General features: G+C 36.2%; 22 protein-coding genes. 21 read left to right on the top strand and 1 reads right to left on the bottom strand.

Annotated features, from left to right (window positions below):
• Positions 1-10 precede the first annotated feature (10 nt).
• The 3 genes from pfkA (at position 11) to ACHUE4_RS05785 (ending at position 3222) form a co-directional block, all read left to right on the top strand.
• Complete coding sequence (gene pfkA, locus ACHUE4_RS05775) at positions 11-970, top strand: 6-phosphofructokinase (RefSeq protein WP_394188425.1); 960 nt, start codon at positions 11-13, stop codon at positions 968-970.
• Between the two features lie 21 nt (positions 971-991).
• On the top strand, positions 992-2752 hold the full coding sequence (gene pyk / locus ACHUE4_RS05780; RefSeq protein ID WP_394188426.1) for a pyruvate kinase: 1761 nt from the start codon (positions 992-994) through the stop codon (positions 2750-2752).
• An 86-nt stretch (positions 2753-2838) separates the two neighbouring features.
• Positions 2839-3222 carry an FxsA family protein gene (locus tag ACHUE4_RS05785; protein ID WP_394188427.1) on the top strand — a complete coding sequence of 128 codons (384 nt, stop codon included), beginning with the start codon at positions 2839-2841 and terminating at the stop codon, positions 3220-3222.
• Here the strand turns inward: ACHUE4_RS05785 and ACHUE4_RS05790 are convergent.
• Positions 3209-4168: an AI-2E family transporter gene (locus tag ACHUE4_RS05790; RefSeq protein WP_394188428.1), complete on the bottom strand. Its 960-nt coding sequence runs from the start codon at positions 4166-4168 to the stop codon at positions 3209-3211. The two genes, ACHUE4_RS05785 and ACHUE4_RS05790, sit on opposite strands and share 14 nt — an antisense overlap.
• 256 nt (positions 4169-4424) lie before the next feature.
• Between ACHUE4_RS05790 and citZ the strand changes: the two genes are divergently transcribed.
• The 18 genes from citZ (at position 4425) to ACHUE4_RS05880 (ending at position 25381) form a co-directional block, all read left to right on the top strand.
• Positions 4425-5540, top strand: a complete 1116-nt coding sequence (gene citZ / locus ACHUE4_RS05795; RefSeq protein WP_394188429.1) for a citrate synthase — start codon at positions 4425-4427, stop codon at positions 5538-5540.
• Positions 5541-5639: 99 nt separating this feature from the next.
• Positions 5640-6908 (top strand): NADP-dependent isocitrate dehydrogenase, encoded by a 1269-nt coding sequence (gene icd / locus ACHUE4_RS05800; protein ID WP_394188430.1) that lies wholly within the window; start codon positions 5640-5642, stop codon positions 6906-6908.
• A gap of 161 nt (positions 6909-7069) precedes the next feature.
• On the top strand, positions 7070-8008 hold the full coding sequence (gene mdh / locus ACHUE4_RS05805; RefSeq protein WP_394188431.1) for a malate dehydrogenase: 939 nt from the start codon (positions 7070-7072) through the stop codon (positions 8006-8008).
• Positions 8009-8169: 161 nt separating this feature from the next.
• The gene (locus ACHUE4_RS05810) at positions 8170-8646 is read left to right on the top strand and encodes a MaoC/PaaZ C-terminal domain-containing protein (RefSeq protein ID WP_394188432.1); all 477 of its coding nucleotides are present in this window, start codon (positions 8170-8172) and stop codon (positions 8644-8646) included.
• A 54-nt stretch (positions 8647-8700) separates the two neighbouring features.
• Entirely contained in the window at positions 8701-9414 is a 714-nt protein-coding gene (locus ACHUE4_RS05815; RefSeq protein WP_394188433.1) for a response regulator transcription factor, read from the top strand.
• A complete protein-coding gene (pnpS, locus tag ACHUE4_RS05820; RefSeq protein WP_394188434.1) occupies positions 9411-10955 on the top strand; it encodes a two-component system histidine kinase PnpS in 1545 nt (514 codons plus the stop codon). Before ACHUE4_RS05815 ends, pnpS begins: the two co-directional genes overlap by 4 nt.
• 289 nt (positions 10956-11244) lie before the next feature.
• Complete coding sequence (gene hflK, locus ACHUE4_RS05825; protein ID WP_394188435.1) at positions 11245-12201, top strand: FtsH protease activity modulator HflK; 957 nt, start codon at positions 11245-11247, stop codon at positions 12199-12201.
• Positions 12201-13184 carry a protease modulator HflC gene (hflC, locus tag ACHUE4_RS05830; protein WP_394188436.1) on the top strand — a complete coding sequence of 328 codons (984 nt, stop codon included), beginning with the start codon at positions 12201-12203 and terminating at the stop codon, positions 13182-13184. The genes hflK and hflC overlap by 1 nt, the downstream gene beginning before the upstream one ends.
• Positions 13185-13346: 162 nt before the next feature.
• Positions 13347-15971 carry a DNA polymerase I gene (gene polA, locus ACHUE4_RS05835; protein ID WP_394188437.1) on the top strand — a complete coding sequence of 875 codons (2625 nt, stop codon included), beginning with the start codon at positions 13347-13349 and terminating at the stop codon, positions 15969-15971.
• A 13-nt stretch (positions 15972-15984) separates the two neighbouring features.
• Entirely contained in the window at positions 15985-16857 is an 873-nt protein-coding gene (gene mutM / locus ACHUE4_RS05840; RefSeq protein WP_394188438.1) for a bifunctional DNA-formamidopyrimidine glycosylase/DNA-(apurinic or apyrimidinic site) lyase, read from the top strand.
• 15 nt (positions 16858-16872) lie between these two features.
• Positions 16873-17484 carry a dephospho-CoA kinase gene (coaE, locus tag ACHUE4_RS05845; RefSeq protein WP_394188439.1) on the top strand — a complete coding sequence of 204 codons (612 nt, stop codon included), beginning with the start codon at positions 16873-16875 and terminating at the stop codon, positions 17482-17484.
• A gap of 105 nt (positions 17485-17589) precedes the next feature.
• Positions 17590-18612, top strand: coding sequence for a glyceraldehyde-3-phosphate dehydrogenase (locus ACHUE4_RS05850; RefSeq protein WP_394188440.1), 1023 nt, complete (start codon positions 17590-17592; stop codon positions 18610-18612).
• Between the two features lie 322 nt (positions 18613-18934).
• Positions 18935-19318, top strand: a complete 384-nt coding sequence (gene speD, locus ACHUE4_RS05855) for an adenosylmethionine decarboxylase (protein WP_394188441.1) — start codon at positions 18935-18937, stop codon at positions 19316-19318.
• Positions 19319-19436: 118 nt separating this feature from the next.
• Entirely contained in the window at positions 19437-19907 is a 471-nt protein-coding gene (gene nrdR, locus ACHUE4_RS05860; RefSeq protein WP_394188442.1) for a transcriptional regulator NrdR, read from the top strand.
• Between the two features lie 20 nt (positions 19908-19927).
• A complete protein-coding gene (locus ACHUE4_RS05865; RefSeq protein ID WP_394188443.1) occupies positions 19928-21307 on the top strand; it encodes a replication initiation and membrane attachment family protein in 1380 nt (459 codons plus the stop codon).
• Between the two features lies 1 nt (position 21308).
• Positions 21309-22250, top strand: coding sequence for a primosomal protein DnaI (dnaI, locus tag ACHUE4_RS05870; protein WP_394188444.1), 942 nt, complete (start codon positions 21309-21311; stop codon positions 22248-22250).
• A gap of 279 nt (positions 22251-22529) precedes the next feature.
• Positions 22530-23597, top strand: a complete 1068-nt coding sequence (locus tag ACHUE4_RS05875; protein WP_394188445.1) for a Fe(3+) ABC transporter substrate-binding protein — start codon at positions 22530-22532, stop codon at positions 23595-23597.
• 152 nt (positions 23598-23749) lie between these two features.
• Positions 23750-25381 carry an ABC transporter permease gene (locus tag ACHUE4_RS05880; protein ID WP_394188446.1) on the top strand — a complete coding sequence of 544 codons (1632 nt, stop codon included), beginning with the start codon at positions 23750-23752 and terminating at the stop codon, positions 25379-25381.
• Position 25382: the final 1 nt, after the last annotated feature.

Genomic DNA, 25382 nt, shown 5'->3' on the forward strand with positions numbered 1-25382 from the left:
GGATATCCTAATGAAAAAAATTGCTGTTTTAACCAGCGGTGGGGACGCACCAGGTATGAATGCTGCTATTCGAGCAGTCGTTCGAAAAGGAATTTACCATGGGTTAGAAGTTATGGGTGTCTATAATGGATATCAAGGATTAATCGAAGGAAATATACATAAGCTTGACCTAGGCTCGGTTGGTGACATCATTCAAAGAGGTGGAACAAGACTTTATTCGGCTAGATGTCTTGAATTTATGACAGAAGAAGGTCAGTTAAAAGGAATCGAGCAAATGAAGAAACATGGGATCGAAGGTCTAGTTGTTATTGGTGGGGACGGGTCTTATCGAGGAGCAATGGCTTTAACAAAAAGAGGTATCCCAGCTGTAGGTGTTCCTGGAACAATTGACAATGATATTCCAGGCACGGACTATACAATTGGTTTTGACACTGCATTAAATACAGTGATTGAAGCAATTGATAAAATTCGTGATACCGCTACTTCTCATGAACGAACTTTTATAGTAGAAGTTATGGGTCGTGATGCAGGAGACTTAGCTTTATGGGCTGGCTTAGCAGGTGGAGCTGAAACGATCGTGATCCCAGAAGATCCGTATCAACTTGATGATATTGTTGCAAGATTAAAGAGTGGGCACGAGCGAGGCAAAAAGCACAGTATCATCATTGTTGCTGAAGGTGTGATGAGTGGAAATGCTTTGGCCGAATTAATTGAAAAGCATGCTAATATTGAAACACGAGTTTCTGTCTTAGGGCATATTCAACGTGGTGGTTCACCAACTGCACGAGATCGAGTCTTAGCAAGTCAATTTGGTGCTAGAGCAGTGGAAATTTTATTGGAAGGTCATGGAGGACTAGCTGTTGGCATGCGCAATCACCAAGTGGTAGACTATTCTATGACAGAGGCTTTTCAAGGAAGCCACAAAACGGATCTTTCAATGTATCAATTATCTAAAGAATTATCGATATAACGTAACGGAGAGGATATTACTATGAGAAAAACCAAAATTGTATGTACAATCGGTCCAGCGAGTGAATCACCAGAAATGCTGGAACAACTGATTGAAGCGGGAATGAACGTTGCTCGATTAAACTTTTCACACGGCAATCACGAAGAACATGGAGAACGTATTCGTCGAATTCGCGAAGCTTCTAAAAAGACGGGTAAAATTGTTGGAATATTGCTGGATACGAAAGGACCTGAAATTCGTACACATCAAATGGAAAACGATGCAATTGAGTTAATTACTGGGCAAACGATTGCAATATCGATGAAAGAAGTTTTAGGAACGAAAGAAATGTTCTCTATCTCTTACGATCATTTGATTGAAGATGTTCAAGAAGGCTCGGTCATTTTATTAGATGATGGATTAATTGAATTGCGAGTGAAGAGTATTGATGCAGCTGCAGGATTAATTCATACGGAAGTATATAATGCCGGCACCCTTAAAAATAAAAAAGGTGTTAATGTACCAGGAGTTTCAGTTCAATTACCTGGTATTACTGAAAAAGATGCACAAGATATTTTGTTTGGGATTTCACAAGAAGTTGATTTCATTGCCGCTTCTTTCGTAAGAAGAGCGAAGGATGTTATGCAAATTCGTGAATTATTAGAAAAAAATAATGGTTCTTACATTCAAATCATTCCTAAAATCGAAAACCAAGAGGGCGTCGATAATATCGATGAAATCATCCAAGTATCAGATGGTTTAATGGTTGCTCGTGGAGATTTAGGGGTAGAAATACCGGCTGAAGAAGTACCTTTAGTACAAAAGAGTTTAATTGCAAAATGTAATGAAGCGGGAAAACCGGTTATTACTGCGACTCAAATGTTAGATTCGATGCAGCGTAATCCTAGACCAACTAGAGCTGAAGCTAGTGATGTAGCAAATGCTATATTCGACGGAACGGATGCAATTATGCTTTCTGGTGAAACGGCTGCTGGAATGTATCCAGTTGAATCCGTAAAAACAATGGATAAAATTTCGATTCGCACAGAAGCTGCTCTTGATTACCGAGCAATTGTTACAGCTAAAAGTAAGAGCAAAGATGTAAATATGACGGATGCGATTGGTCAAGCTGTAGCTCATACGGCAATCAATTTAAAAGTGAAAGCGGTAATTGCTCCTACTGAAAGTGGTCATACTGCGAAAATGATTTCCAAATATCGTCAAGGTGCACCGATTATAGCTGTTACGTCAACTGAACAACCATCACGTAAACTCACTTTGGTTTGGGGCGTATACCCAATCGTTGGAGAAAAAGTAGGATCAACGGATGAGATTTTAGAGTTATCAGTTGAAGAAAGTATTAAACATAATTATGTAAAACACGGTGATCTAGTTATTATTACAGCGGGTGTTCCAGTTGGTGAAGCCGGTACAACCAATTTAATGAAAGTTCATCTTATTGGAGATATGGTTGCTAAAGGACAAGGCATTGGAAAATCAGTTGCTGTTGGTCGAGCAGTTGTGGCAAACAACGCAAAAGATGCTCTTTTAGCGAATGTCGATGGTGCCATCTTAGTAACACTTGGTTCAGATCGTGACATGATGCCTGCGATTGAAAAGTGTGCAGGTTTAATAACGGAAGAAGGCGGTTTAACGAGTCATGCGGCTGTGGTTGGTTTAAGTCTTGGAATTCCTGTGATTGTCGGTGTCAAAGATGCAACTAAGCTAATTGAAAACGGTCAAGAAATTACGATGGATGCTGAATCCGGAGTTATTTACCATGGTCATGCAAGTGTATTATAAGTAACAGAGATAAAAATACCTCAACGCATATTGTGTTGAGGTCATTTTTTTACACATATGTAATGTAAGGAAGGGAGATGTTTACAATGAAATGGTTGCTTTTTGTATTAATCGTAGCTCCAGTGATTGAAATAAGTGTGTTAATTTGGTCGGGAAACCAATTTGGAATTCTACCAACGATATTAATTATTCTTAGTACCGGAATTTTAGGTGCGTTTCTAGCCAAAAAACAAGGACTAAAGGCAATTCGAGATATACAAAACCAAATGAAGAATTTCGAAGCTCCAGGCGATGCTATGGTGAATGCCCTTTTTGTATTTGCAGGTGGAATCATGTTACTATCACCAGGCTTTGTAACGGATATTTTCGGTTTCTTATTTTTATTTTCACCAACAAGACAACTGTTCAAGCCCATCATTTATAAATGGATTCGAACTAAAATGAAAAAAGGTCAGCTTATTGTGATGTGAACCAATGGTGTTCTCTAAAATGAACAGCTGCGAGTAAAAGAAATGGACTTAATAGGATTCCAGGAACACCAAACATCAACAGTGAACATGCACTAATAAAAAATACATGAATCGCTCGAATATGCATGGTATTTGCCCACAAAAAGGATTCAAGTAATTGTCGTGTCAATAAAATAAATGCATATAACAATATAATGACAATTCCTAATGTAGATTGATTGGTTAGCATAAAGAAGACAGCCATTGGTATGAGGATGATACCTGTCCCTAAAAACGGCATGACATCAGCAAAAGAAATTAAAAAAGCGAGTCCAATTGGGGATGAAAAGTTCAACGCATAAAAACCAACTGCTAGCTGAGCAAAAGTGGTGAGAAATAGGACGATTTCTACTTTTGTAAACTTTTCAAATAATTGAGTAGCACTTACAAACAATGGTTTAATGGTTTTGCGAGTTTTAGTTGGGATATAAATGAAAAACCAGGTACGAGACTTAATCGATTCTAATAATGCAAAGTAAAAAGCGATGATAAAAACAAATGTCTCGACAAATTGTTCTGGTAAATGTTGAATGAACAAGCTGATTTTTTTAATCATCGTTTCACTTAATAAAGAAAAAGCCTCTAAAGCGGATTTCCAATTCGCTTTATTTTCATTTACTAAGACTTTTAACTCTTCTAAGTGAAACCGAAGTGGGTAGACAATTTCAAATAGCTCTTTTACCACTAATGTAGCGATAGCGATCAACGAAACGATTAGGATGCTTTCAAATAGAAAAACAGTCAGCCATCTTGGTAATCTAGTTTTTTGATGGATCCATTTAACAATTGGTTGAAAGAAATAGGCAAATAAAATGGCCAAACTTACCGGATAGATAATCCATGTGATGATTAAAACAACGATGACAGGAAGCCATTTTTTAAAATTATTCATTATATTTTCATACATTATGTAGGCCTCCTTTGCAGAAATAGTACCTATAACAATAGCAATTCGCTTAAACAGAATATTTCTACTTTAAGACAAATTCTCTTAATTTTTTCGAATTTTTACGAAAAACGAGCGTTTTCATTCACAAAGGCGTCAATATTGATTATAATGTTCAATGTAAGCGATTAAATAAAGGTTCATAAGAGCAGATGAGCCATCATTCTGCGTTTTTTTTGTGGGATGATGAATTTTATAAGAAGAAGGAGCGGTATACATGACGACAACAAAAGGTCTCGAAGGAGTAGTAGCAACTCAATCAGCTATTAGTTCAATAATTGACGATACACTTACATACGTTGGCTATGATATTGATGATTTAGCGGACCATGCAAGTTTTGAAGAAGTAATTTATTTGTTATGGCATCAACGTCTGCCTAAAGCAGCAGAATTGGCTGAACTTAAACAACAATTAGCGGATAATATGGCTGTACCTCAAGAGGTATTAAACCATTTTAAAGCTTATCCAATTGATAAAGTTCATCCAATGACAGCACTTCGTACGGCAGTATCTATGCTTGGATTGTATGATGAGAAAGCAGAAGATATGTCAGAAGAAGCTAACTACTTGAAAGCGATTCAACTTCAAGCAAAAATGTCCACTTTAGTAACAGCATTTGCTCGCGTTCGTAAAGGACAAGAACCAATCGCACCTAAAAATGATTTAAGCTTCGCTGCTAACTTCTTGTACATGCTTAACGGAGAAGTTCCTGAAGCAATTGAAGAAGAAGCGTTTAACAAAGCGTTAGTTTTACATGCTGACCACGAATTGAATGCATCAACATTTACTGCTCGTGTTTGTGTAGCAACACTTTCAGATGTTTACTCTGGAGTAGTTGCAGCAATCGGTGCTCTAAAAGGACCTCTTCACGGCGGTGCAAATGAGCAAGTAATGAAAATGTTAATGGACATCGGTTCAGTAGAAAATGTAGATTCATACATTAATACAAAGCTTGAAAACAAAGAAAAAATTATGGGATTCGGCCACCGTGTTTATCGTAAAGGTGATCCTCGTGCGAAACACTTACGTGAAATGTCTCAAAAATTAACGAAACTTCGTGGTGAAGAGAAATGGTACGAGATGTCAATTAAAATTGATGAGATCGTAACAGGTCAAAAGAATCTACCACCTAATGTAGATTTCTATTCTGCATCTGTGTATCATTCTTTAAATATTGACCATGATTTATTTACACCAATTTTCGCAGTATCACGTGTTTCTGGTTGGTTAGCTCATATTTTAGAGCAGTATTCAAATAACCGTCTAATTCGTCCACGTGCAGAATACATCGGACCTGGTATGCAAAAATATGTACCAGTTAGCGAGCGTTAATTTTTAAATTACACATTTATAGGGCTGTGCTTGATCATATGGTTTATTCCACTTTGATCGTACATGCCCTATGACTATGATTATAGGAGGAATTTTATTATGACAAACGGTGGAAAAATTTCAGTTGAAAACGGCGTATTAAATGTACCAAATAATCCAATCATCCCTTACATTGAAGGTGACGGAATTGGTCCTGATATTTGGGCAGCTTCAGAACGCGTTTTAGAAGCAGCTGTTGAAAAAGCATATAACGGCGAAAAATCAATCGTATGGAAAGAAGTTTTAGCTGGACAAAAAGCTTTCGACAAAACTGGCGAATGGTTACCTGAAGAAACTTTAGAAGTTATTCGTGAGTATTTGATTGCAATTAAAGGACCTTTAACAACTCCTGTTGGAGGCGGAATCCGTTCTTTAAATGTTGCATTACGTCAAGAATTAGATTTATATACTTGTGTACGCCCAGTTCGTTACTTTGACGGAGTACCTTCACCGGTAAAACGTCCCGAAGATACGGATATGGTTATCTTCCGTGAAAACACTGAAGATATTTATGCAGGGATTGAATTTGCTAAAGGTTCTGATGAAGTGAAAAAAATCATCGAATTCTTACAAAATGAAATGGGTACAAAAAACATCCGTTTCCCTGAAACTTCTGGTATTGGTATCAAACCAATCTCTGAAGAAGGAACAAAACGTTTAGTACGTGCTGCTTTAAATTACATTATTAAAGAAGGCCGTGAATCACTAACTTTAGTTCACAAAGGAAACATCATGAAGTTCACTGAAGGAGCTTTCAAAACTTGGGGTTACGAAGTAGCTGAACAAGAATTTGCTGAGCAAACTTTCACATGGAACCAATACGATCAAATTAAAGCTGATAAAGGTGCAGAAGCTGCTGATAAAGCACAAGCAGACGCATTAGCTGCAGGTAAAATTTTAGTAAAAGATTCGATTGCTGATATCTTCTTACAACAAATTTTAACTCGCCCAAGCGAATTTGATGTTGTTGCTACAATGAACTTAAACGGAGATTATATTTCTGATGCATTAGCTGCTCAAGTTGGTGGTATCGGGATTGCTCCAGGAGCTAACATTAACTACTTAACTGGACATGCAATTTTTGAAGCTACTCATGGTACAGCTCCTAAATATGCTGGATTAGATAAAGTAAATCCTTCTTCTGTCATTCTTTCAGGTGTATTAATGCTTGAACACCTTGGATGGAACGAAGCGGCTAAATTAGTAATGGATTCTATGGAGAAAACGATTTCTTCTAAAGTAGTAACATATGACTTTGCACGTTTAATGGATGGTGCTACAGAAGTTAAGTGTTCTGAGTTCGCTGACGAATTAATCAAAAACCTATAAGAGTTGTTTGAAGGCGTTGTGTCCCAGTGGCATAACGCCTTTACTTTTTGTGGCAATAAACTTAGGCATGCTAAATGAAGGTAGAATTTATCATAATTAGGTATACTTTGTTAGAAGAGATTCTGTTATTCTCTTTACCTAAGTAAAAGGAGTGTATTCTGATGACAATGAAACGTAAAAAGATTTCAGTAATCGGTTCAGGATTTACAGGCGCTACTACAGCATTCTTACTTGCTCAAAAAGAATTAGGAGATGTTATCTTAGTTGATATTCCGCAAATGGAAAACCCAACGAAAGGTAAAGCTCTTGATATGTTAGAAGCTGGTCCTGTTCAGGGTTTTGATGCTAATATAATTGGTACTTCTAACTACGAAGATACAAAGGATTCAGATATCGTAATCATTACAGCTGGAATTGCACGTAAACCAGGAATGAGCCGTGACGATTTAGTTCAAACAAACCAAAAAGTGATGAAAATTGTGACAGGTGAAATTGTTAAGCACTCTCCAAATACAACGATTATTGTATTAACCAATCCCGTTGATGCAATGACTTATACAGTATATAAAGAATCAGGATTCCCTAAAGAGCGTGTAATTGGCCAATCAGGTGTACTTGATTCAGCGCGTTTTAGAACTTTTGTAGCTCAAGAATTAAACTTATCAGTTAAAGACATTACTGGATTTGTTCTAGGCGGACATGGGGACGACATGGTTCCACTAGTACGTTATTCATATGCAGGAGGAATTCCTTTAGAAACATTGATCCCATCTGATCGTTTAGCTGCTATCGTGGAAAGAACTCGAAAAGGCGGCGCTGAAATTGTGAATCTTCTTGGAAATGGTTCAGCCTACTACGCGCCAGCAGCTTCAATTGTTGAAATGGCTGAAGCAATTCTTAAAGATCAACGTCGAGTGTTACCATCTATCGCATACTTAGAAGGTGAATATGGGTTAGAAGGTATTTACCTAGGGGTACCAACAATTCTTGGTGCAGGCGGAATTGAGCAAATAATTGAGTTAGAGTTAACAGAAGAAGAAAAAGCTCAGTTAGATAAATCTGCTGCTTCAGTCCGTAATGTAATGGAGATTTTAACTTAATTTCGCTGATATCCTCTGAATGAATTCTGATGTTATATAGAATAAATTCAAAATCTATTACTTTCTTATCAATGAAATATCAATCGAGTAGGCAATCCCTGCTCGATTTTTTTTATACTTATTGATACTATGAAAGTAGAACTACTCAAGGGGGATTAAGAATGTTACTTGGAAAGAAACGTAAATTAGGACGTAAAGTTGAAAGTATGTCAGTAGGAGAAAAGTTAAAGCTGACTGAAAAAATTGAAGATAAAGACTTACTATTATATTTAGGTTTAACAAATGACGGAAATCCCTTATATATTCAACATGATTTTGCTTCACAAACTTCATATGAAAAACCAATTGTACCAGCTATTATGTTAACAGGTATTGTAACATCTGCGATTTCGAAATATTTACCTGGGCCAGGTTCTCATATTGTCGATCAACATATCTCTTTCCCAAAACCGGTGTACCATTACGCAACGATAGATTTTTTATTAACAGTAGTAGCTGTTGATGTAGAAAAGAATTTAGTTGAGATTGAAGTGGAAGCTACCAATGAAGAGGGAGAGGTAGTTATTACAGGTAAACTTGTTGCAACACCACCTCGTCTTGAGAATAAATTGACTTCGCACGCAATGGATAATTTCTAATACAGCTAAATGGGTTTGAAATGGGGGTTTCAAATCGATTGTGGAGGCTAAATCATGTCAAATAAAATTTTAGTGGTAGACGATGAATCGTCTATCGTCACGTTACTACAATACAATTTAGAACAAGCTGGATTTGAAGTCATTACTGCAGCAGATGGTCAACAAGCTTTTGATTCTGTCATCGCAAACAAACCTGATTTAATTGTGCTTGATTTAATGTTGCCAAAAATGGACGGTATGGAAGTATGCAAGGCACTGCGACTTCAAAAAATTAGCACACCTATCATTATGTTAACCGCTAAAGATGATGAATTTGATAAAGTTTTGGGACTCGAACTCGGGGCAGATGACTATATGACAAAACCTTTTAGTCCACGAGAAGTAACGGCTAGAGTTAAAGCTGTACTTAGAAGAACAAACAACATTTCAGATGAAGTTCAACCGTCACAATCCGAAAACTCTTATGAATTTAATCATTTGCGCGTATATCCTGAACGTTATGAAGTTTTCTTGCATGATAAACAGCTCGAATTCACACCGAAGGAATTTGAATTGCTCGTCTATCTTATGGATAATAAAAATCGAGTACTAACTCGCGATCAATTATTAAGTGCTGTGTGGAATTATGACTTTGCAGGAGATACACGAATCGTTGATGTGCATATTAGTCATTTACGTGAAAAAATTGAAGAAAGTAGTCGGAAACCTTTATTCATAAAGACGATTAGAGGGCTAGGCTACAAATTCGAGGAGCCTAAAAAAGGATGAAGTCACTCCAAAAAAACTTAATAATGTCCTTTTCATTATTAATGGCATCAATTCTTGCTGGCTTAGGTATTATATTAAGTCAGCTTTTTCCTGTATACGTTGAAGATGCAGTTCGTTCGAATACCATAAATACGGGGGAAGAAATTGCCCAAGTTTTAGAGAATTCAGGAGATGGACTTAGTGACGACCAATTAATTGAAGTGAATAAAATTCTTTCAGACGTCGAACACGGCAAGGAATTTAATGAAATTCGTCAAAAATTATGGTTAATCATTGGAATCGTTTTAGTAGGGGCATTTCTAATGATGATTCTTTTCACAATACGTATGGCAAAAAAACATGCACAACCGATTGATAATGTTACGGAAGTTGCTATTGAGCTAGCAAAAGGAAATTATCGAGCACGCGCATTTGAAGATGAAACGAGTAATTCTGTCCATTTAAGTACTTCGATTAATATTTTAGCAAGAAACTTACAAGATATTTCAAAAACACGAGAAATTGAAAAAGAACGTTTAAAGACGCTAATTGAGAATATGGGAAGTGCATTATTAATGATTGGTCGAGATGGCCAAGTTACAATTGTTAATAAATCATTTCTCACGCAGTTTTCTAGAAAGTTAACGGACGTTCAAGACCATTCATTTAAAGGTGTCGGATTGCCCAAAGAATTAGAAGACTTAATTGATTTCGTATTCTTAACGGAATCATCCATTCGAAAGCAACTTCGATTAACACTTAAGCAAGACCAGAGACATATGGAAGTGTATGGCGCTCCTGTTATTGGTGAATATGGTCGATGGCTAGGTGTAGTTATCGTTATGCATGACATTACGGATTTAGTGCGTTTGGAGCAAATACGTAAAGATTTTGTAGCGAATGTATCTCACGAACTTCGCACACCTGTTACATCGATCAAAGGATTTACAGAAACATTATTAGATGGCGCTTCAAACGATAAAAATACTCTGAACACATTTTTAGAAATTATTCATCAAGAAAGCAATCGATTACAAGATTTAATTGAAGATTTATTGGAATTATCCAAGATTGAGCAACACGGTTTTTCAGTTGAGCATACAATCATTAATTTGAAAGAAGTGATGATGAGGGCAGCTGAAATGACTGGACCAAGATTAGATGAAAAAAATATGGTTTTGAAATACAATTTTGAACAAGATATTTTTGTAGAAGGCGATTTCAACCGATTAATTCAAGTATTGATGAATTTATTAACAAATGCTATTACGTATTCACCTGAAAACACCACCATAACAATGGATTTATCAGAAACAGAGTCAAGTGGAATCATGCTTATTCAAGATGAAGGAATAGGCATAGAAGAAACCGAAATTCCTCGTATCTTTGAAAGATTTTATCGAGTAGATCGTGCAAGAAGCCGGAATTCTGGTGGGACAGGTCTTGGTCTAGCGATTGTGAAACATTTAATCGAAGCACATCAAGGGAAAATAACAGTGAAAAGTTCTATTGGTAAAGGGACAAGATTTGAAATTTCAATCCCGAAGAAACAATCAACTTAACATGTTATTTACAATTTCTTCATAGGGAATTCACAATGCTTTGATAAGATACTTATGAAACCCCCCAATACCGCATTTGGCAAAAGGAAAAGCTCTCAATTGAGGGCTTTTTCTTTGTTTATAACACATTTGGACGATAAGGATGGAGAACGGTACAGTCATAAAAATTGTTGCAAACTACCATTATCCTTTAAAAAGCAAATCAAATAAAATAATGTGGGTATGTTTTTGAAACCTTAGCAAAAGTTAATCGTAAAACTATAGAAGAATAGAAATGAGGGGAATTACGATGAGTGTTAAACGAATATTATCTATTGTGTCATTATCAATAGTAGGAATTATTGCATTAATAGCTATTTTTACATCTTGGTATACCGTGGATGAGTCTGAGCAAGCAGTTGTTATTACATTTGGTAAAGCAGAAGCACCAATCCTTGACTCAGGTTTACATTTTAAACTACCTTGGCCAATGCAAAAAGTTAAAGTTCTTTCAAAAGAAACATTTAGTCTTCAGTTTGGTTATAAACAATCAGCTGATGGAGAAATCGTCTCGTTTGATAACGAAACAAAAATGATTACTGGTGATGAAAACATTGTTTTAACTGATTTAGTTGTGCAATGGAAAATTACCGATCCAACTAAATACTTATTTAATGCTGAATCACCACAAGTCATATTACATGATGCAACGTCAGCATCCATACGTTCAATCATTGGTAGTTCATTAATCGATGAGGCGCTAACTTCTGGTAAAGCTGAGATAGAAGCGGAAACTCGTGATTTACTTGCATCATTAATTGAGAAATACGATATTGGTATTACGATTCTTGGCGTTAAATTGCAAGATGTCGAGTTGCCAAACGCAGAAGTTCGTGCTGCGTTTACGGCTGTAACAGATGCACGTGAAACGAAAAACACGAAAACAAATGAAGCTGATAAATATAAAAACCAACGTGAAAGTGAAGCGATTGGAGAAATTTCTGCTATTAAATCTCGTGCAGAGGGACAACGTACAGCACGTATTGAACAAGCAAAAGGCGAAATTGCTGTATTTGATAAGCTTTATACCGAATATAAAGGCAATCAAGAGATAACGAGACAACGTTTAGTCATTGAAACACTAGAATCTGTCTTGCCAAATGCGCAAATTTATATCATGAATGATTCAGGAGAGACGGTAAAATATTTACCATTGCAACAACCAACGCAAGTGCCACCAGTTGCAACTGAAGGAGGCGGAAATTAATGGACCAAAATAAACAAAATCCATTTAGTTCTTTGGAACAAAAATTTAATGAACAATTTAATAAAAACAATAAAGTTCCAAAGACAAAAGAACCCATTAATTTTAAAAAGCATATGAAGACTATTATCATTCTTACACTAATATTTGCGTCGTTCGTTATCTTACTTGCCAATATCTATGTCGTAAAAGAGAGCGAGTACCGTGTTGTTCGTCAATTTGGTGAAGTAAAAGAAATTCGATATACACCAGGCATTTATATGAAAGTTCCATTTTTACAAAGTGTCACTTCGTTACCTCGCTACCAAATGACATATAACGTGTCTGAAGCAGAAATTAATACGATGGATAAAAAACGTATTATTATAGATAACTATGCCGTATGGCGTATTACGGATCCGAAAATGATGATTACGAATGCCGGAAATATGCTGAATGCTGAAGGACGTATGGAAGAATTCATTTATTCAGTGGTCCGCACTGAATTGGGTCAACTAGCATATGACGAGATTATTAATGATGAAAATACTTCTCGAGGAAGTTTAAACGATCGAGTAACCGAGAGAGTAAATGAATTATTAGCAAAAGACAAATATGGGATTGAAGTAGTCGACGTACGTATGAAACGGACAGATCTTCCACCTGAAAATGAACAATCGGTTTATACACGAATGATTTCTGAGCGCCAATCAATCGCACAAAAGTATCTTTCTGAAGGGGATGCGGATAAACGAACAATTGAATCTACCACAGATAAAAAAGTTCAAGAAATGATTGCGGTCGCACAAAAAGAAGCTGCCATTATTACTGCAGAAGGCGAATCAGAGGCGGCTAAAATCTATAACCAATCTTTCTCTAAAGACCCTGAGTTTTATGCATTATATCGTACACTTGAATCTTATAAGAAAACCATCGGGGAAGACACAATGATTATTCTTCCATCCGATTCACCCTATGCAAAAATTCTCACTGGTTATTTAGAATAATTTTTAAAGCAATTTAAAAACAAATGATCTTCTTTGAATCTGAGGCGTCATTTTCCTTTCATCTACCCATCATGGTAAAATGAAGGAAGATGGCGTCTTTTTGCTTGGAAAATATATAACGGATAATTTTTAGGATTTCAATACATAGAGGAGTGGAATAGCTTGAGCAAAAATAAAGTGTTATTACTCGACGGAAACAGTTTGGCGTACCGTGCTTTTTTCGCACTTCCTTTACTGACAAATGAAAGCGGCATTCATACGAATGCAGTTTATGGATTTACGATGATGCTACAAAAGATTTTAGATGAAGAAAATCCCACGCATATGTTGGTAGCATTTGATGCAGGAAAAACGACATTTAGACATTCTACTTTTGGAGAATACAAGGGAGGACGTCAAAAGACTCCACCAGAACTTTCAGAGCAATTTCCTTACTTGCGAAAATTGTTAACTGCCTATCAAATCCCTCAATATGAACTCGAAATGTATGAGGCAGATGATATTATCGGAACACTTAGCAAACAATCAGAATTAGCTGGTGATGAAGTTGTAATCGTTTCTGGTGATAAGGATTTAACGCAATTGTCATCGCCTACGACAACTGTATACATTACCAGAAAAGGTATGACAGATATTGAGAAATACACCCCAGAACATATTAAGGAGAAATATGGCTTAACGCCTGATCAAATTATCGATATGAAAGGGTTAATGGGCGATTCATCCGATAACATACCGGGTGTCCCTGGAGTCGGAGAAAAGACTGCTATCAAATTATTACTTGAACACAAAACGGTCGACGGAGTTTACCAAGGTTTAGAAAGTGTTAAAGGGAAGTTGAAAGAAAAGCTAGAAACCAATGAAGAGCAAGCGAAAATGAGTAAAGTACTTGCCACGATTGAGACAAATGCACCCATAACAATTGGCTTCAAAGATCTTCAGTATGACGGGCCAAACATGGAAGAAGTGTTGAATATTTGGCAAGAGCTTTCCTTTAAATCGCTACTTGAAAAAACTACTTACACCCAAAAAGAAGTCGCTCAAGAAGACATTGTATTTGAACACCTTACAGAAATAACATCGGAACATTTATCAGATGAGATGGCCGTCCATTTAGAGTTGTATGATGAACAATATCATACAGCGGATATGTTAGGTCTTGCATTAGTAGATGAACACAATGCCTATTTCATAAAAGTGGATGATGCGTTTAAATCATCAGATTTCCGTGCTTGGTTAATTGATGACACAAAGAAAAAGCGATTAGTTGATGCAAAAGCTGCACTTGCAGCATTCCATCGTAAGGATGTCTTGCTAGATGGTGTGGAATTTGATTTTGTATTAGCAGCCTATATTGTGAATCCTGCCATTACCTCAGATGATGTAGCTGTTTTATCGAGAGAGTTTGGCTACATGGAAGTCTCGACTAATGAACAAGTATATGGAAAAGGCGCTAAAAAATCCGTACCGGAAGTTGGCATCCTCAGTGATCATATTGTTCGAAAAGCAATGGCTGTTTGGAAATTACGAAATACAATGGATGACAAACTAAAAGAAAACGAACAATATGAGCTATACCATGACCTTGAACTACCTCTTGCCACTATTCTTGGGAAGATGGAATCAGATGGCGTTAAAGTGGACAAACAAACACTTTTAGACATCGGTGAAGATTTAGCTGGCAAACTTACTGAAATTGAACAAGCGATCTATCATGCATCTGGTGAAAGCTTCAATATTAACTCACCTAAACAATTAGGCGTTATCTTATTTGAGAAACTCGGTCTTCCACCTTTAAAGAAAACGAAGAAGGGTTATTCTACTGCAGCAGATGTTTTAGAAAAACTTGAAGGAAAACATGCGATTATTTCTCATATTTTACTTTACCGACAATTAGGTAAGCTTCAATCTACGTATATTGAAGGTCTTTTAAAAGAAATTCATGAAGACGATGGAAAAATCCATACTCGTTACCAACAAGCGCTGACTCAAACGGGTAGACTGAGTTCTACGAATCCAAATTTACAAAATATACCCGTTAGATTAGAAGAAGGGCGTAAAATCCGAAAAGCCTTTGTTCCGTCTCAACCTGACTGGGTTTTATTTGCAGCCGATTATTCACAAATTGAACTACGTGTATTGGCTCATATGTCAGATGACGCTGAATTAATTGACGCATTCCGAAACGATCTTGATATTCATACAAAAACAGCAATGGATGTTTTCCATGTGGAAGCACATGCAGTGACATCAGATATGCGTCGTGCCGCTAAAGCAGTTAATTTTGGGATAGTTTATGGAATTAGTGATTATGGTCTATCTCAAAACTTGTCGATCACGCGTAAAGAAGCAGCAGAATTTATTGATCGCTATTTACAAAGTTTCCCTGGCGTTAAAGAATACATGGACAATATCGTTCATGAAGCGAAGCAAAAAGGATTTGTTACAACGATTTTAAATAGAAGAAGATATTTACCTGATATTACGAGCTCGAACTTTAATTTACGAGGCTTTGCTGAACGCACAGCAATGAATACACCAATACAAGGTAGTGCTGCGGATATTATTAAGAAAGCAATGATTGATATGGCTGATCGTTTAGAGAAGGAAAATCTCCAAACCCGTATGCTACTTCAAGTTCATGATGAATTAATCTTTGAAGCACCACCTGAAGAAATTGCCATTTTAGAAAAAATCGTGCCTGAAGTGATGGAGCATGCAATCGAATTGAAAGTTCCTTTAAAAGTTGATTATGCATATGGTTCCACTTGGTACGAAACGAAATAAGGGGGCTGACTTAGTGCCTGAATTGCCAGAGGTGGAAGGAGTAGTAAACTCTTTAAAACCAGTTGCAACTGGGAAGACAATCAATGAAGTAAAGGTTTCTTCAGTCATTACCCATGCACACTCACAAGGAAGACAAGCCATCGTCAAAGGAAGTTCACTTCAACAGTTTTGTAGTGATCTAGCAGGTGCAAAAATTGAACAAGTGGTTAGAAGATCTAAATATATTTATTTTCATCTAATAAAAAACAATGAACAAAAGTTACTGGTCACTCACTTAGGTATGACTGGCGCATGGTTTTATGTTCAACATACCGAAGATGTGACGGAAGAGAAATTCAGGAAACATATTCATGTTCAGTTTCAATTAGATGACGACATGATTTTAGTCTATGCTGACATTCGAAGATTTGGGGAAATGAGATTGCTCGATATGGAATCACAATTTCCACCTCTTTTATTAATGGCTCCAGAACCCTTTGAAGAAATTGCGCTGAATCATTTTTTGCAGATGTCTTTATTGCCCAAATACCAACAAAAATCGATTAAAGAAACAATAATGGACGGACAAGTCATTTCAGGCTGTGGAAATATATATGCAACTGAAGCATTGTTTCGAATGAAGATACATCCTGGTAGGACGGTCAAACGCATTAGTGAGAAAAGAAAAGTACAGTTGTTTAAAGAAATTGTAGATGTATTGAATGAAAGTATTTCTGCAGGAGGCAGTTCAATCTCTGATTACCGGAATATAAATGGTGAAGCGGGTAATATGCAAGACCGCTTACAAATGTATGGGAAGAAAATTTGTCCAACATGTCAGCAACCAGTTAAGCAGCGAGTGCTCGGAGGACGAAATTCTTGGTATTGTTCAACATGTCAACGATAAAGGATGAAGAGTTACATGATTATTGGTTTAACAGGCAGTATAGCGAGTGGGAAAAGTACGGTTTCCAAAATGCTGCAAGATATGGGATTCTCCATTATTGATGCAGATATTGTGGCGAGAGAAGTTGTCGAGATAGGAAGTGATACACTTCAAGAAATACAAAAACAGTTCGGAAATGAAGTACTTCATACAGACGGAACACTTAATCGAGAAGTTCTTGGCTCCATGATTTTTCACCAACCGGCTAAGCGCAAACAATTAAATGACATCATGCATCCCGCTATTCGAAAAGAAATGTTAAAACAGCGTGATGAGTTGACCAAAAAGGGAATTGAAACATTTTTCATGGATATTCCATTGCTTTTTGAAAGTCGTCTTCAACATTTGGTTGAGAAAATATTAGTTGTTTCGGTGACTGAGGACGTCCAATTAGAGCGTCTCATGAGTCGCAATAATTTATCTAAAGAAGAAGCAGAAGCACGAATTAAATCTCAGTTACCTTTATCCGAAAAAGAAAAAGGGGCTGATGCGGTTATCTATAACAATGGATCAATTGAGGAGTCCAAAAAGCAATTGGAGGGCATTTTAAAAATTTTGGATGTATCACCTTATAATTCAGAAAAGTAGAACTTCTTTAGGTTTAGTTGAAAGTGTTTACCTAAATTTTATATGTGTTATACTAATTACGGATAAAAGTTCAACAGTATAACATACATGTAGGAGGATTTTTCAATGTCAGCTTCTATTGCTATTAATGGTTTTGGCCGTATTGGCCGTATGGTATTCCGACAAGCTATTCTTGAAGATAATCTAGACGTAGTGGCAATTAATGCCAGCTATCCCGCTGAAACGTTAGCACATTTGATTAAGTATGACACAAATCATGGTACATTCTCTGGAACGGTAGAAATTGAAGAAAATGCGTTAATCGTTAATGGTAAAAGAGTTCAACTGGTTAGTGACCGTGATCCTCTAAATTTACCTTGGAAAGAAATGAATATTGATATTGTTATTGAAGCTACAGGTAAATTTAATGCACGGGAGAAAGCAGCCTTGCATTTAGAAGCAGGTGCTAAAAAAGTTATTTTGACTGCTCCTGGTAAAAATGAAGATGTAACAATCGTTATGGGTGTTAATGATGACAAATTAGACATTGAGGCACATGATGTTATCTCAAATGCTAGCTGTACAACGAATTGTCTTGCTCCAGTAGCGAAAGTATTGAATGACACTTTTGGTATTGAAAATGGATTAATGACTACTGTTCACGCATATACAAATGATCAGAAAAATTTAGATAATCCACATAAAGATTTACGTAGAGCTCGTGCATGTGCACAATCTATTATTCCTACATCTACAGGAGCAGCTAAAGCATTGTCATTAGTGTTGCCTGAATTGCAAGGGAAACTTCATGGATTGTCATTACGTGTACCAACACCAAACGTATCACTTGTAGATTTAGTTGTAGATCTTCAACAAGACGTAACAGTTGAAGATGTGAACAATGCTTTTATTAAAGCGTCTGAAGGAAGTATGAAAGGTGTACTTGGTTTCACATCTGAACCTTTAGTTTCAATTGATTTTAATACAAATCCACATTCTGCAATCATTGACGGTTTAACAACGATGGTTATGGGTTCTAGAAAAGTAAAAGTTCTTGCTTGGTATGACAATGAATGGGGTTATTCCGCTCGTGTCGTTGACTTGACGAAAAAAGTTGGCGCAGCACTTAAAGAAAAAGTTCAAGCTTAATATAAACATTCATTCTATCTTTCGATAGGGTGGATGTTTTTTATATACCATAGAGAACAATTTTTATTGAATGTAATAATCCTTAAGTTTTAAAAGTAATTTCTAACAAAGAATTCCATTTATAAAGTATTGTGAAATTATTTTAAGTTTTTATCTTGCATTGATATTTAAAACATCATATAATGACATTCGTGTACTTCGAATGTACATACGGACTGCTTAAAGGGTTAGGACCTCTCTGGACTAACTTTCCCCCGTGGTAGTCAAACTTTAAGAAGGTTACAAAATTCTTAAATTTTTTATTAGAGGGGGAAAACGAACCATGGAAACAATGGGACGTCATGTAATTGCAGAACTTTGGGAATGTGAATTTGACAAATTAAACGATGTGAATTTTATCGAAAGAACATTTGTTGATGCAGCACTAAAATCAGGAGCGGAAGTACGTGAAGTTGCTTTCCACAAATTTGCACCACAAGGTGTAAGTGGAGTAGTAATTATTTCCGAGTCACATTTAACGATTCATAGCTTCCCTGAACACGGTTACGCAAGTATCGATGTATATACATGTGGCGATTTAGATCCAACGATAGCTGCAGAATACATTGCAGATGCACTTGGATCAAAAACTCGTGAAACAATGGAACTGCCTCGTGGTATGGGTCCAGTTAAAGCGGGTAAAGCACTTGTAACAGCACATGCATAACATTTGAAATTATAGACGAGAGAGCAGAGGGAGAATTTCCTCTGCTTTTTCGATTTTAGGGGCAAATGTTTGATATAATAAATGAAATAAAAGAATTACGAAATCAGGAGATTATCATATGAGATGCCCAAGTTGTCAATATAATGGAACAAGAGTTGTCGATTCAAGACCTGTCGATGATAATAAGGCGATACGCCGAAGAAGAGAGTGTGAGGATTGTGGTTCTCGTTTTACTACTTTTGAAAAAGTAGAAGAGATGCCATTAATCGTTGTGAAAAAAGATGGGTCACGAGAAGAATTCAGTCACGAAAAAGTTTTACGTGGTCTTATTCGTGCTTGTGAAAAACGTCCCGTTTCTTTAGATGTACTTGAAAACGTTGTCTTTTCAATTGAAAAAGATTTACGTCGTATTGGAAATTCTGAAGTGAAATCAGAAGAAGTTGGTGAAATGGTTATGGACCGTTTAGCTAAAATTGATGAAGTAGCTTATGTGAGATTTGCATCTGTCTACCGTCAGTTTAAAGACATTAATGTATTTATCGATGAATTAAAAGATTTATTGAAAAAGACACCAGAAGACCAACGTTAAAGGTAAGGGAGGTATGATGTATGCAATTTTTGTTTAAAGAACTTCAACCCGTGGATAGCTGCATCATTCAAATGCCTTATCCATTAACAGATCAAGATCGTCAGTTAGTAACGCTTTTGTATAAGCCCATTATCGGAATTGAAGCTATGAGTCTTTATTTTACATTATGGGCTGAATCCGAGTACCATCCTGCTGAACCCCTTAGTCATTATTTTTTAATGGACGTATTGGGTATGCCTTTAAAGAAAATTTTTGACGCTCGTGTTTCATTAGAAGCAATCGGATTATTAAAAACTTGGAAACAAGACAAGTCAGATCAGAGATTGTTTATTTATGAAGTATTAGCTCCTTTAACGGCTCACGCGTTTTTTAGTGAACCCATTTTAGCTACTTCACTATATAGCGTCATCCATGAAAAGGCCTATATAAAAGTGCGAGATCGATTTATGAAAAAACAGCAAACACATCAAGATTTTGAAAATGTTTCTCGCGAACTCAAAGACGTCTACAAAAGTAATCATGACTATAACAAACTAGGTCATATTTTTGATAACACACCGACTGAGGAAGTGAATCGACCTAGTAAATTGCCATTTTATTCACTAGATTTCGATTTTGACTTATTAAAATCAGGCTTGTCTGAAGTAATGATTCCTTCACATGTATTAACATTACCCGTAAAAGAATTGATAGCGAAGGTAGCGTTTTTATATTCGTTTAATCCATTAGACATGCAAAAGGTTGTTATGCTCGCGATTGATGATCAAAATCGGATTACGGAAGAGCGTTTAAAAAAATCAGCAGCAGATTTTTATAAATTAACGGTTTCTTCTAAACCACCTAAGCTCATGAAACAAGTTAAAAATACAACTGAGCCTGCTAGTCCAATTGCAAAATCATCAAAGGATGAATTGTTAATTAAATATCTCGAAGAAACACCACCACTTGAAGTGTTAAGAGATATCTCAAAAGGTAGAGAACCGATGCCGATTGAAGTAGAATTGGCTAACGAATTGGTCATGAAATATGAATTACCTCCCCCCGTGGTGAATGTGTTACTTCAATTTGTTTTAATACGTGCAAAAATGAAATTAAATAAAAACTATGTCCATAAAATCGCGGCTCATTGGCAACGAGAAAATGTTCAAACAGCAAGAGAAGCAATCGATATTTCGAGAAAAGAACATGATCAATATCTAGATTGGCAAAATAGTGCATCAAAACCTGCAGCTTTCCGTAAAAAGGGAACACGAGATGAAAAAGTTCCGGAATGGTTCTTTAAAGCCAAAGAAAGCCGAGCGACTAAACAAACAATTGAAAATGAAGTCACAGAAGACTTTGAAATTGAGAAACAAAAATTGCTTAAGAAACTCGGTGTAACAGAGGGGCAGGCGAAATAAAATGGAACCGATTAGCGAAACATTAAAACGAGTAGTAAATGCGCCAGAATTCTCTAAACGATATGACAATATGAAAGCAGAAATATTAGAGAATCCTGGAGTCCAACAGTTCTTATCTCAGCATGCTGATGAAGTGAACAAAGCGATGGTGGATAGAAGTTTAGGGAAACTATATGAATACACGACTCAAAATCATGATTGCGAAAATTGTGCAAACGTTGCTCAATGCTCGAACTTCATGAAAGGATTCGTCCCTAACCTCGTAATTACTAGAGGTACTATTGATATCGATTACACAAAATGTAATCAGAGACTTGTTGAAGAAGAGCGTCGCCACGTATCGGAAATGATATCAAGCATGCATATGCCAAAAGATGTATTAAAGGCTAGACTTGCTACTGTCACATACGATCATAATACGCGAGTTAACCTAGGATCTGCCGCACAAACTTTCTTAGAAGAAGTGAAAACCGAAGGAAGTTTACCTGCAAAAGGTTTTTATATTTATGGTGAATTCGGTGTTGGTAAGTCATATGTTCTAGGTGCGCTTGCAAATGAACTAGCTGAATTACGAATAAAAACCGTTCTTGTATATGTTCCTGAATTCCTTCGAGAAATGAAACATGCGATTCAAGATCAATCGTTACAAGAAAAAGTGGATTATGTGAAAAAAGCTCCTGTGTTAATGTTAGATGATTTAGGTGCCGAAACACTCTCTAGCTGGACAAGAGACGAAATTCTAGGAACCGTATTACATTATCGAATGGCTGAGAACCTTCCTACTTTTATTACTTCTAATTTTGATTATGACGGATTAGAAGATCACTTAGCCTACTCAGGAAAAGGTGAAAGAGAATTAGTAAAAGCAGCAAGAATAATGGAAAGAATTCGTTCCATAACAATTCCAATGAGATTAAGTGGGAAAAATAGAAGAGATGGCTAAAAAAAGGTGTCTAAAAAGTTGTGAAAACGACTTTTGGACACCTTTTTTGTGTGGTTAGAAAATAGCTAAAAATTTCTTGGGAAATGGATTTGATGATACCAAAGCAAGTTGGTTTTTACTAAAGATAGTAAACAAAAGGATTCTATTCGCTATTTAGTTTGAATATTGCGAATATCTTAAAGCCGCTACTGATTGGTTGACTTTTTCATAATCCGATTTATAATTGATATTGAGAATCGTTTTCAATAACAAATCATTTAATAAAGGGAGAGACAACAAGTGAAAAAAGCATTATTTCTATTATTATCATTTACCCTGTTAGTTTTAACTGCATGTGGTAATGACCAAGCAACAAAAACGACTGATACAAAAGATGTAAAAGAAACAAACGAAAGTATGGAAGTAAACTTATATACAGCTCGTCATTATGATGTTGACGATGAATTATATGCGAAATTTACAGAAGAAACAGGAATTAAAGTAAATGTAATTAAAGGTGAGGCTGATGAATTACTTGAGCGTATTAAGCGTGAAGGTGATGCAACAGCAGCAGATTTATTTTTAACTGCAGATGCTGGACGATTATTCCGTGCTAAAGACGATGGTTTATTACAAGCAGTATCTAGTGATGTCTTAGATGAGCAAATTCCAGCTAATTTCCAAGACGAAGATCAAATGTGGTATGGCTTAACTAAACGTGCACGTGTCATTGTTTATAATAAAGAGACAGTGAAACCTGAAGATTTATCAACGTACGAAGCATTAACAGAAAATCAATGGAAAAGTCGTGTTTTAATTCGTGGTTCTGAAAATATTTATAATCAATCTTTATTAGCATCATTTGTTGAAATTGAAGGTGAAGAAAAAGCGAAAGAGTGGGCTGCAGGACTTGTAGCAAACTTTGCACGTGACCCTGAAGGAGGAGATCGTGACCAAGCTAAGGCAATTGCTGCAGGCATTGGTGACGTGGCAATTATGAATACGTACTACCTTGGACAAATGTTGAACTCTGAAGATGCAGAAGAAGTTAAAGTTGCTGAAGGCTTAGGTGTTTTCTTCCCTAACCAAGAAACGACAGGAACTCATGTAAATGTAAGTGGTGCTGGGGTAGTTAAAACTGCAAAAAATAAACAAAATGCAGTTAAACTTTTAGAGTTTTTATCAGCACCTGAAGCTCAAGGGAAATTTGCTGAAGCTAATTATGAATACCCAGTGAATGAATCAGTAGAACCTACAGAATTATTGAAATCATGGGGCGAGTTTAAAGAACAAGATATCTCATTATCTGCATTAGGTGATCATAATGCTAAATCGATTTTAATCTTTAATGAAGTAGGCTGGAAATAAAAAAATACAATTCCCTTGTTACAATTTTCGTAACAAGGGTTTTCTTACATTAATTTCTGTTAACATGTATATGGATAACAGAAAGGGACCACGTTCTTATTAATTAAGAATAGTATGTGTTTCTAATATTAGTTACGAGGTGTAGGGGCGTTATGCAAAGGAAATTTACAAATTTTAATAGTTGGACCGTGACGGCGGCAGTTATCATGCTCTTGTTGTTTTTGCCGAATTTAACGATCGTAACTGGCATATTTACACCTACAAATGAAAACTGGGAGCATATGAAAGAATTTGTTCTAAGTTCGTTCATTAAAACATCTCTAATACTAATAAGTGCTACTGCCATTCTAACCATAACGATTGGACTGAGTTTGGCATGGCTTATCGCACAATATCAATTTCCGCTAAGGAATTTTCTTAAATGGGCGCTTATTTTACCTCTTTCTATTCCACCTTTCATTGGTGCGTATACGTATCATGGAATTGTGAATTATACCGGGATTATTCAATCGACACTTCGAGATCACTTTGGTTTAAATTTGAGTCCAGCGTTCTTTGATATTATGAATTTACCTGGTGCCATTTTTATATACACGATGTTTTTATATCCATATGTTTACACGATTACGCGGATATTTTTGTCGCAGCAATCAGCTTCACTAATTGAAAGTGCACGAATGCTAGGTAAGGGACCTTGGCGTACCTTTTTCCAAGTAGTTATTCCTATTTCTCGCGTATCAATCATTGGTGGTGCAAGTTTAGTTGTTCTTGAAGTCTTAAATGATTATGGCGTGGTTAAATACTACGGAATTCAAACCTTTACGACGGCAATTTTTCAAACTTGGTTTGGATTAGGTGATATAGAATCTTCTATTAAGCTTGCTGCATCCTTAATGGGATTTGTAATCTTAATTTTAATGATCGAAAAGATTTTGCGTGGAAGAAGACAATATAGTTATTCCACTACAAAGGTCCGTCCATTACCTTTAATAAGATTAAATGGATGGCGTGCAGGAATAGCAACAGCATACGGTTTACTTATTTTAAGTTTAGGGTTTTTTGTACCAATCGCTCAATTGATTGATTGGATGATTTTAACCATTGGCACGATTCCTATGGGTGAATTTTTAACTTATGTTAAAAATTCCGTACTCGTTGCTGGTATAAGTGCAACCGCAATTATTGTTTTTGCCTTGATTGTTGGTAACTTTAGTCGTCTTGTCCATGGTAGAATAGCAAAATTATTGCCTAAACTAACAATTCTCGGTTATTCTATACCAGGTGCGGTAATTGCAGTTGCAGTAGTCACTGCTTTTATAGCGCTTGATCGATTTTTAGTTCCACTGTATCGATTAATTGGAATGGAAACCACTTTATTTTTGAGTGTAAGTTTAGTCATGTTAATATCTGCTTATATTATTCGATTCTTTGCGATCGGCTATAATTCAATTGAATCTGGTTATGATAAAATTGGAACAGATTTCCGAGATGCATCTAGACTCTTAGGAGTAGGATTAACCAAAACATTTTTTAAAATTGACGTGCCTATGTTAAAAGGCGCAATCATAAGTGGATTTATTTTAGTATTTATAGATATTTTAAAAGAAATCCCACTGACATTAATTTTACGTCCATTTAACTTTGACACATTATCAACAAAAGCTTTCCAATATGCGAGTGATGAAAAAATTATGGAAGCCTCTCAGGCTTCGTTATTAATTGTCGGTATTAGTGCCCTTGCCATTGTTATTTTCTATAAGTTTCTTGAAAAGGAGCCAAATTGAC

It is taken from the genome of Paenisporosarcina quisquiliarum (assembly GCF_043641925.1).
GTDB classification, from domain to species: Bacteria; Bacillota; Bacilli; order Bacillales_A; family Planococcaceae; genus Paenisporosarcina; species Paenisporosarcina quisquiliarum_A.

Excerpts from the sequence above, each read along its gene's own strand:
- ACHUE4_RS05810 (WP_394188432.1), top strand. The coding sequence starts at position 8,170 with ATGTTACTTGGAAAGAAACGTAAATTAGGACGTAAAGTTGAAAGTATG.
- hflK (WP_394188435.1), top strand. The coding sequence starts at position 11,245 with ATGAGTGTTAAACGAATATTATCTATTGTGTCATTATCAATAGTAGGA.
- ACHUE4_RS05785 (WP_394188427.1), top strand. The coding sequence starts at position 2,839 with ATGAAATGGTTGCTTTTTGTATTAATCGTAGCTCCAGTGATTGAAATA.
- hflC (WP_394188436.1), top strand. The coding sequence starts at position 12,201 with ATGGACCAAAATAAACAAAATCCATTTAGTTCTTTGGAACAAAAATTT.
- mdh (WP_394188431.1), top strand. The coding sequence starts at position 7,070 with ATGACAATGAAACGTAAAAAGATTTCAGTAATCGGTTCAGGATTTACA.
- coaE (WP_394188439.1), top strand. The coding sequence starts at position 16,873 with ATGATTATTGGTTTAACAGGCAGTATAGCGAGTGGGAAAAGTACGGTT.
- citZ (WP_394188429.1), top strand. The coding sequence starts at position 4,425 with ATGACGACAACAAAAGGTCTCGAAGGAGTAGTAGCAACTCAATCAGCT.
- dnaI (WP_394188444.1), top strand. The coding sequence starts at position 21,309 with ATGGAACCGATTAGCGAAACATTAAAACGAGTAGTAAATGCGCCAGAA.
- pfkA (WP_394188425.1), top strand. The coding sequence starts at position 11 with ATGAAAAAAATTGCTGTTTTAACCAGCGGTGGGGACGCACCAGGTATG.
- nrdR (WP_394188442.1), top strand. The coding sequence starts at position 19,437 with ATGAGATGCCCAAGTTGTCAATATAATGGAACAAGAGTTGTCGATTCA.
- pnpS (WP_394188434.1), top strand. The coding sequence starts at position 9,411 with ATGAAGTCACTCCAAAAAAACTTAATAATGTCCTTTTCATTATTAATG.
- icd (WP_394188430.1), top strand. The coding sequence starts at position 5,640 with ATGACAAACGGTGGAAAAATTTCAGTTGAAAACGGCGTATTAAATGTA.
- pyk (WP_394188426.1), top strand. The coding sequence starts at position 992 with ATGAGAAAAACCAAAATTGTATGTACAATCGGTCCAGCGAGTGAATCA.
- ACHUE4_RS05850 (WP_394188440.1), top strand. The coding sequence starts at position 17,590 with ATGTCAGCTTCTATTGCTATTAATGGTTTTGGCCGTATTGGCCGTATG.
- ACHUE4_RS05880 (WP_394188446.1), top strand. The coding sequence starts at position 23,750 with ATGCAAAGGAAATTTACAAATTTTAATAGTTGGACCGTGACGGCGGCA.
- ACHUE4_RS05815 (WP_394188433.1), top strand. The coding sequence starts at position 8,701 with ATGTCAAATAAAATTTTAGTGGTAGACGATGAATCGTCTATCGTCACG.
- ACHUE4_RS05865 (WP_394188443.1), top strand. The coding sequence starts at position 19,928 with ATGCAATTTTTGTTTAAAGAACTTCAACCCGTGGATAGCTGCATCATT.
- speD (WP_394188441.1), top strand. The coding sequence starts at position 18,935 with ATGGAAACAATGGGACGTCATGTAATTGCAGAACTTTGGGAATGTGAA.
- ACHUE4_RS05790 (WP_394188428.1), bottom strand. The coding sequence starts at position 4,168 with ATGTATGAAAATATAATGAATAATTTTAAAAAATGGCTTCCTGTCATC.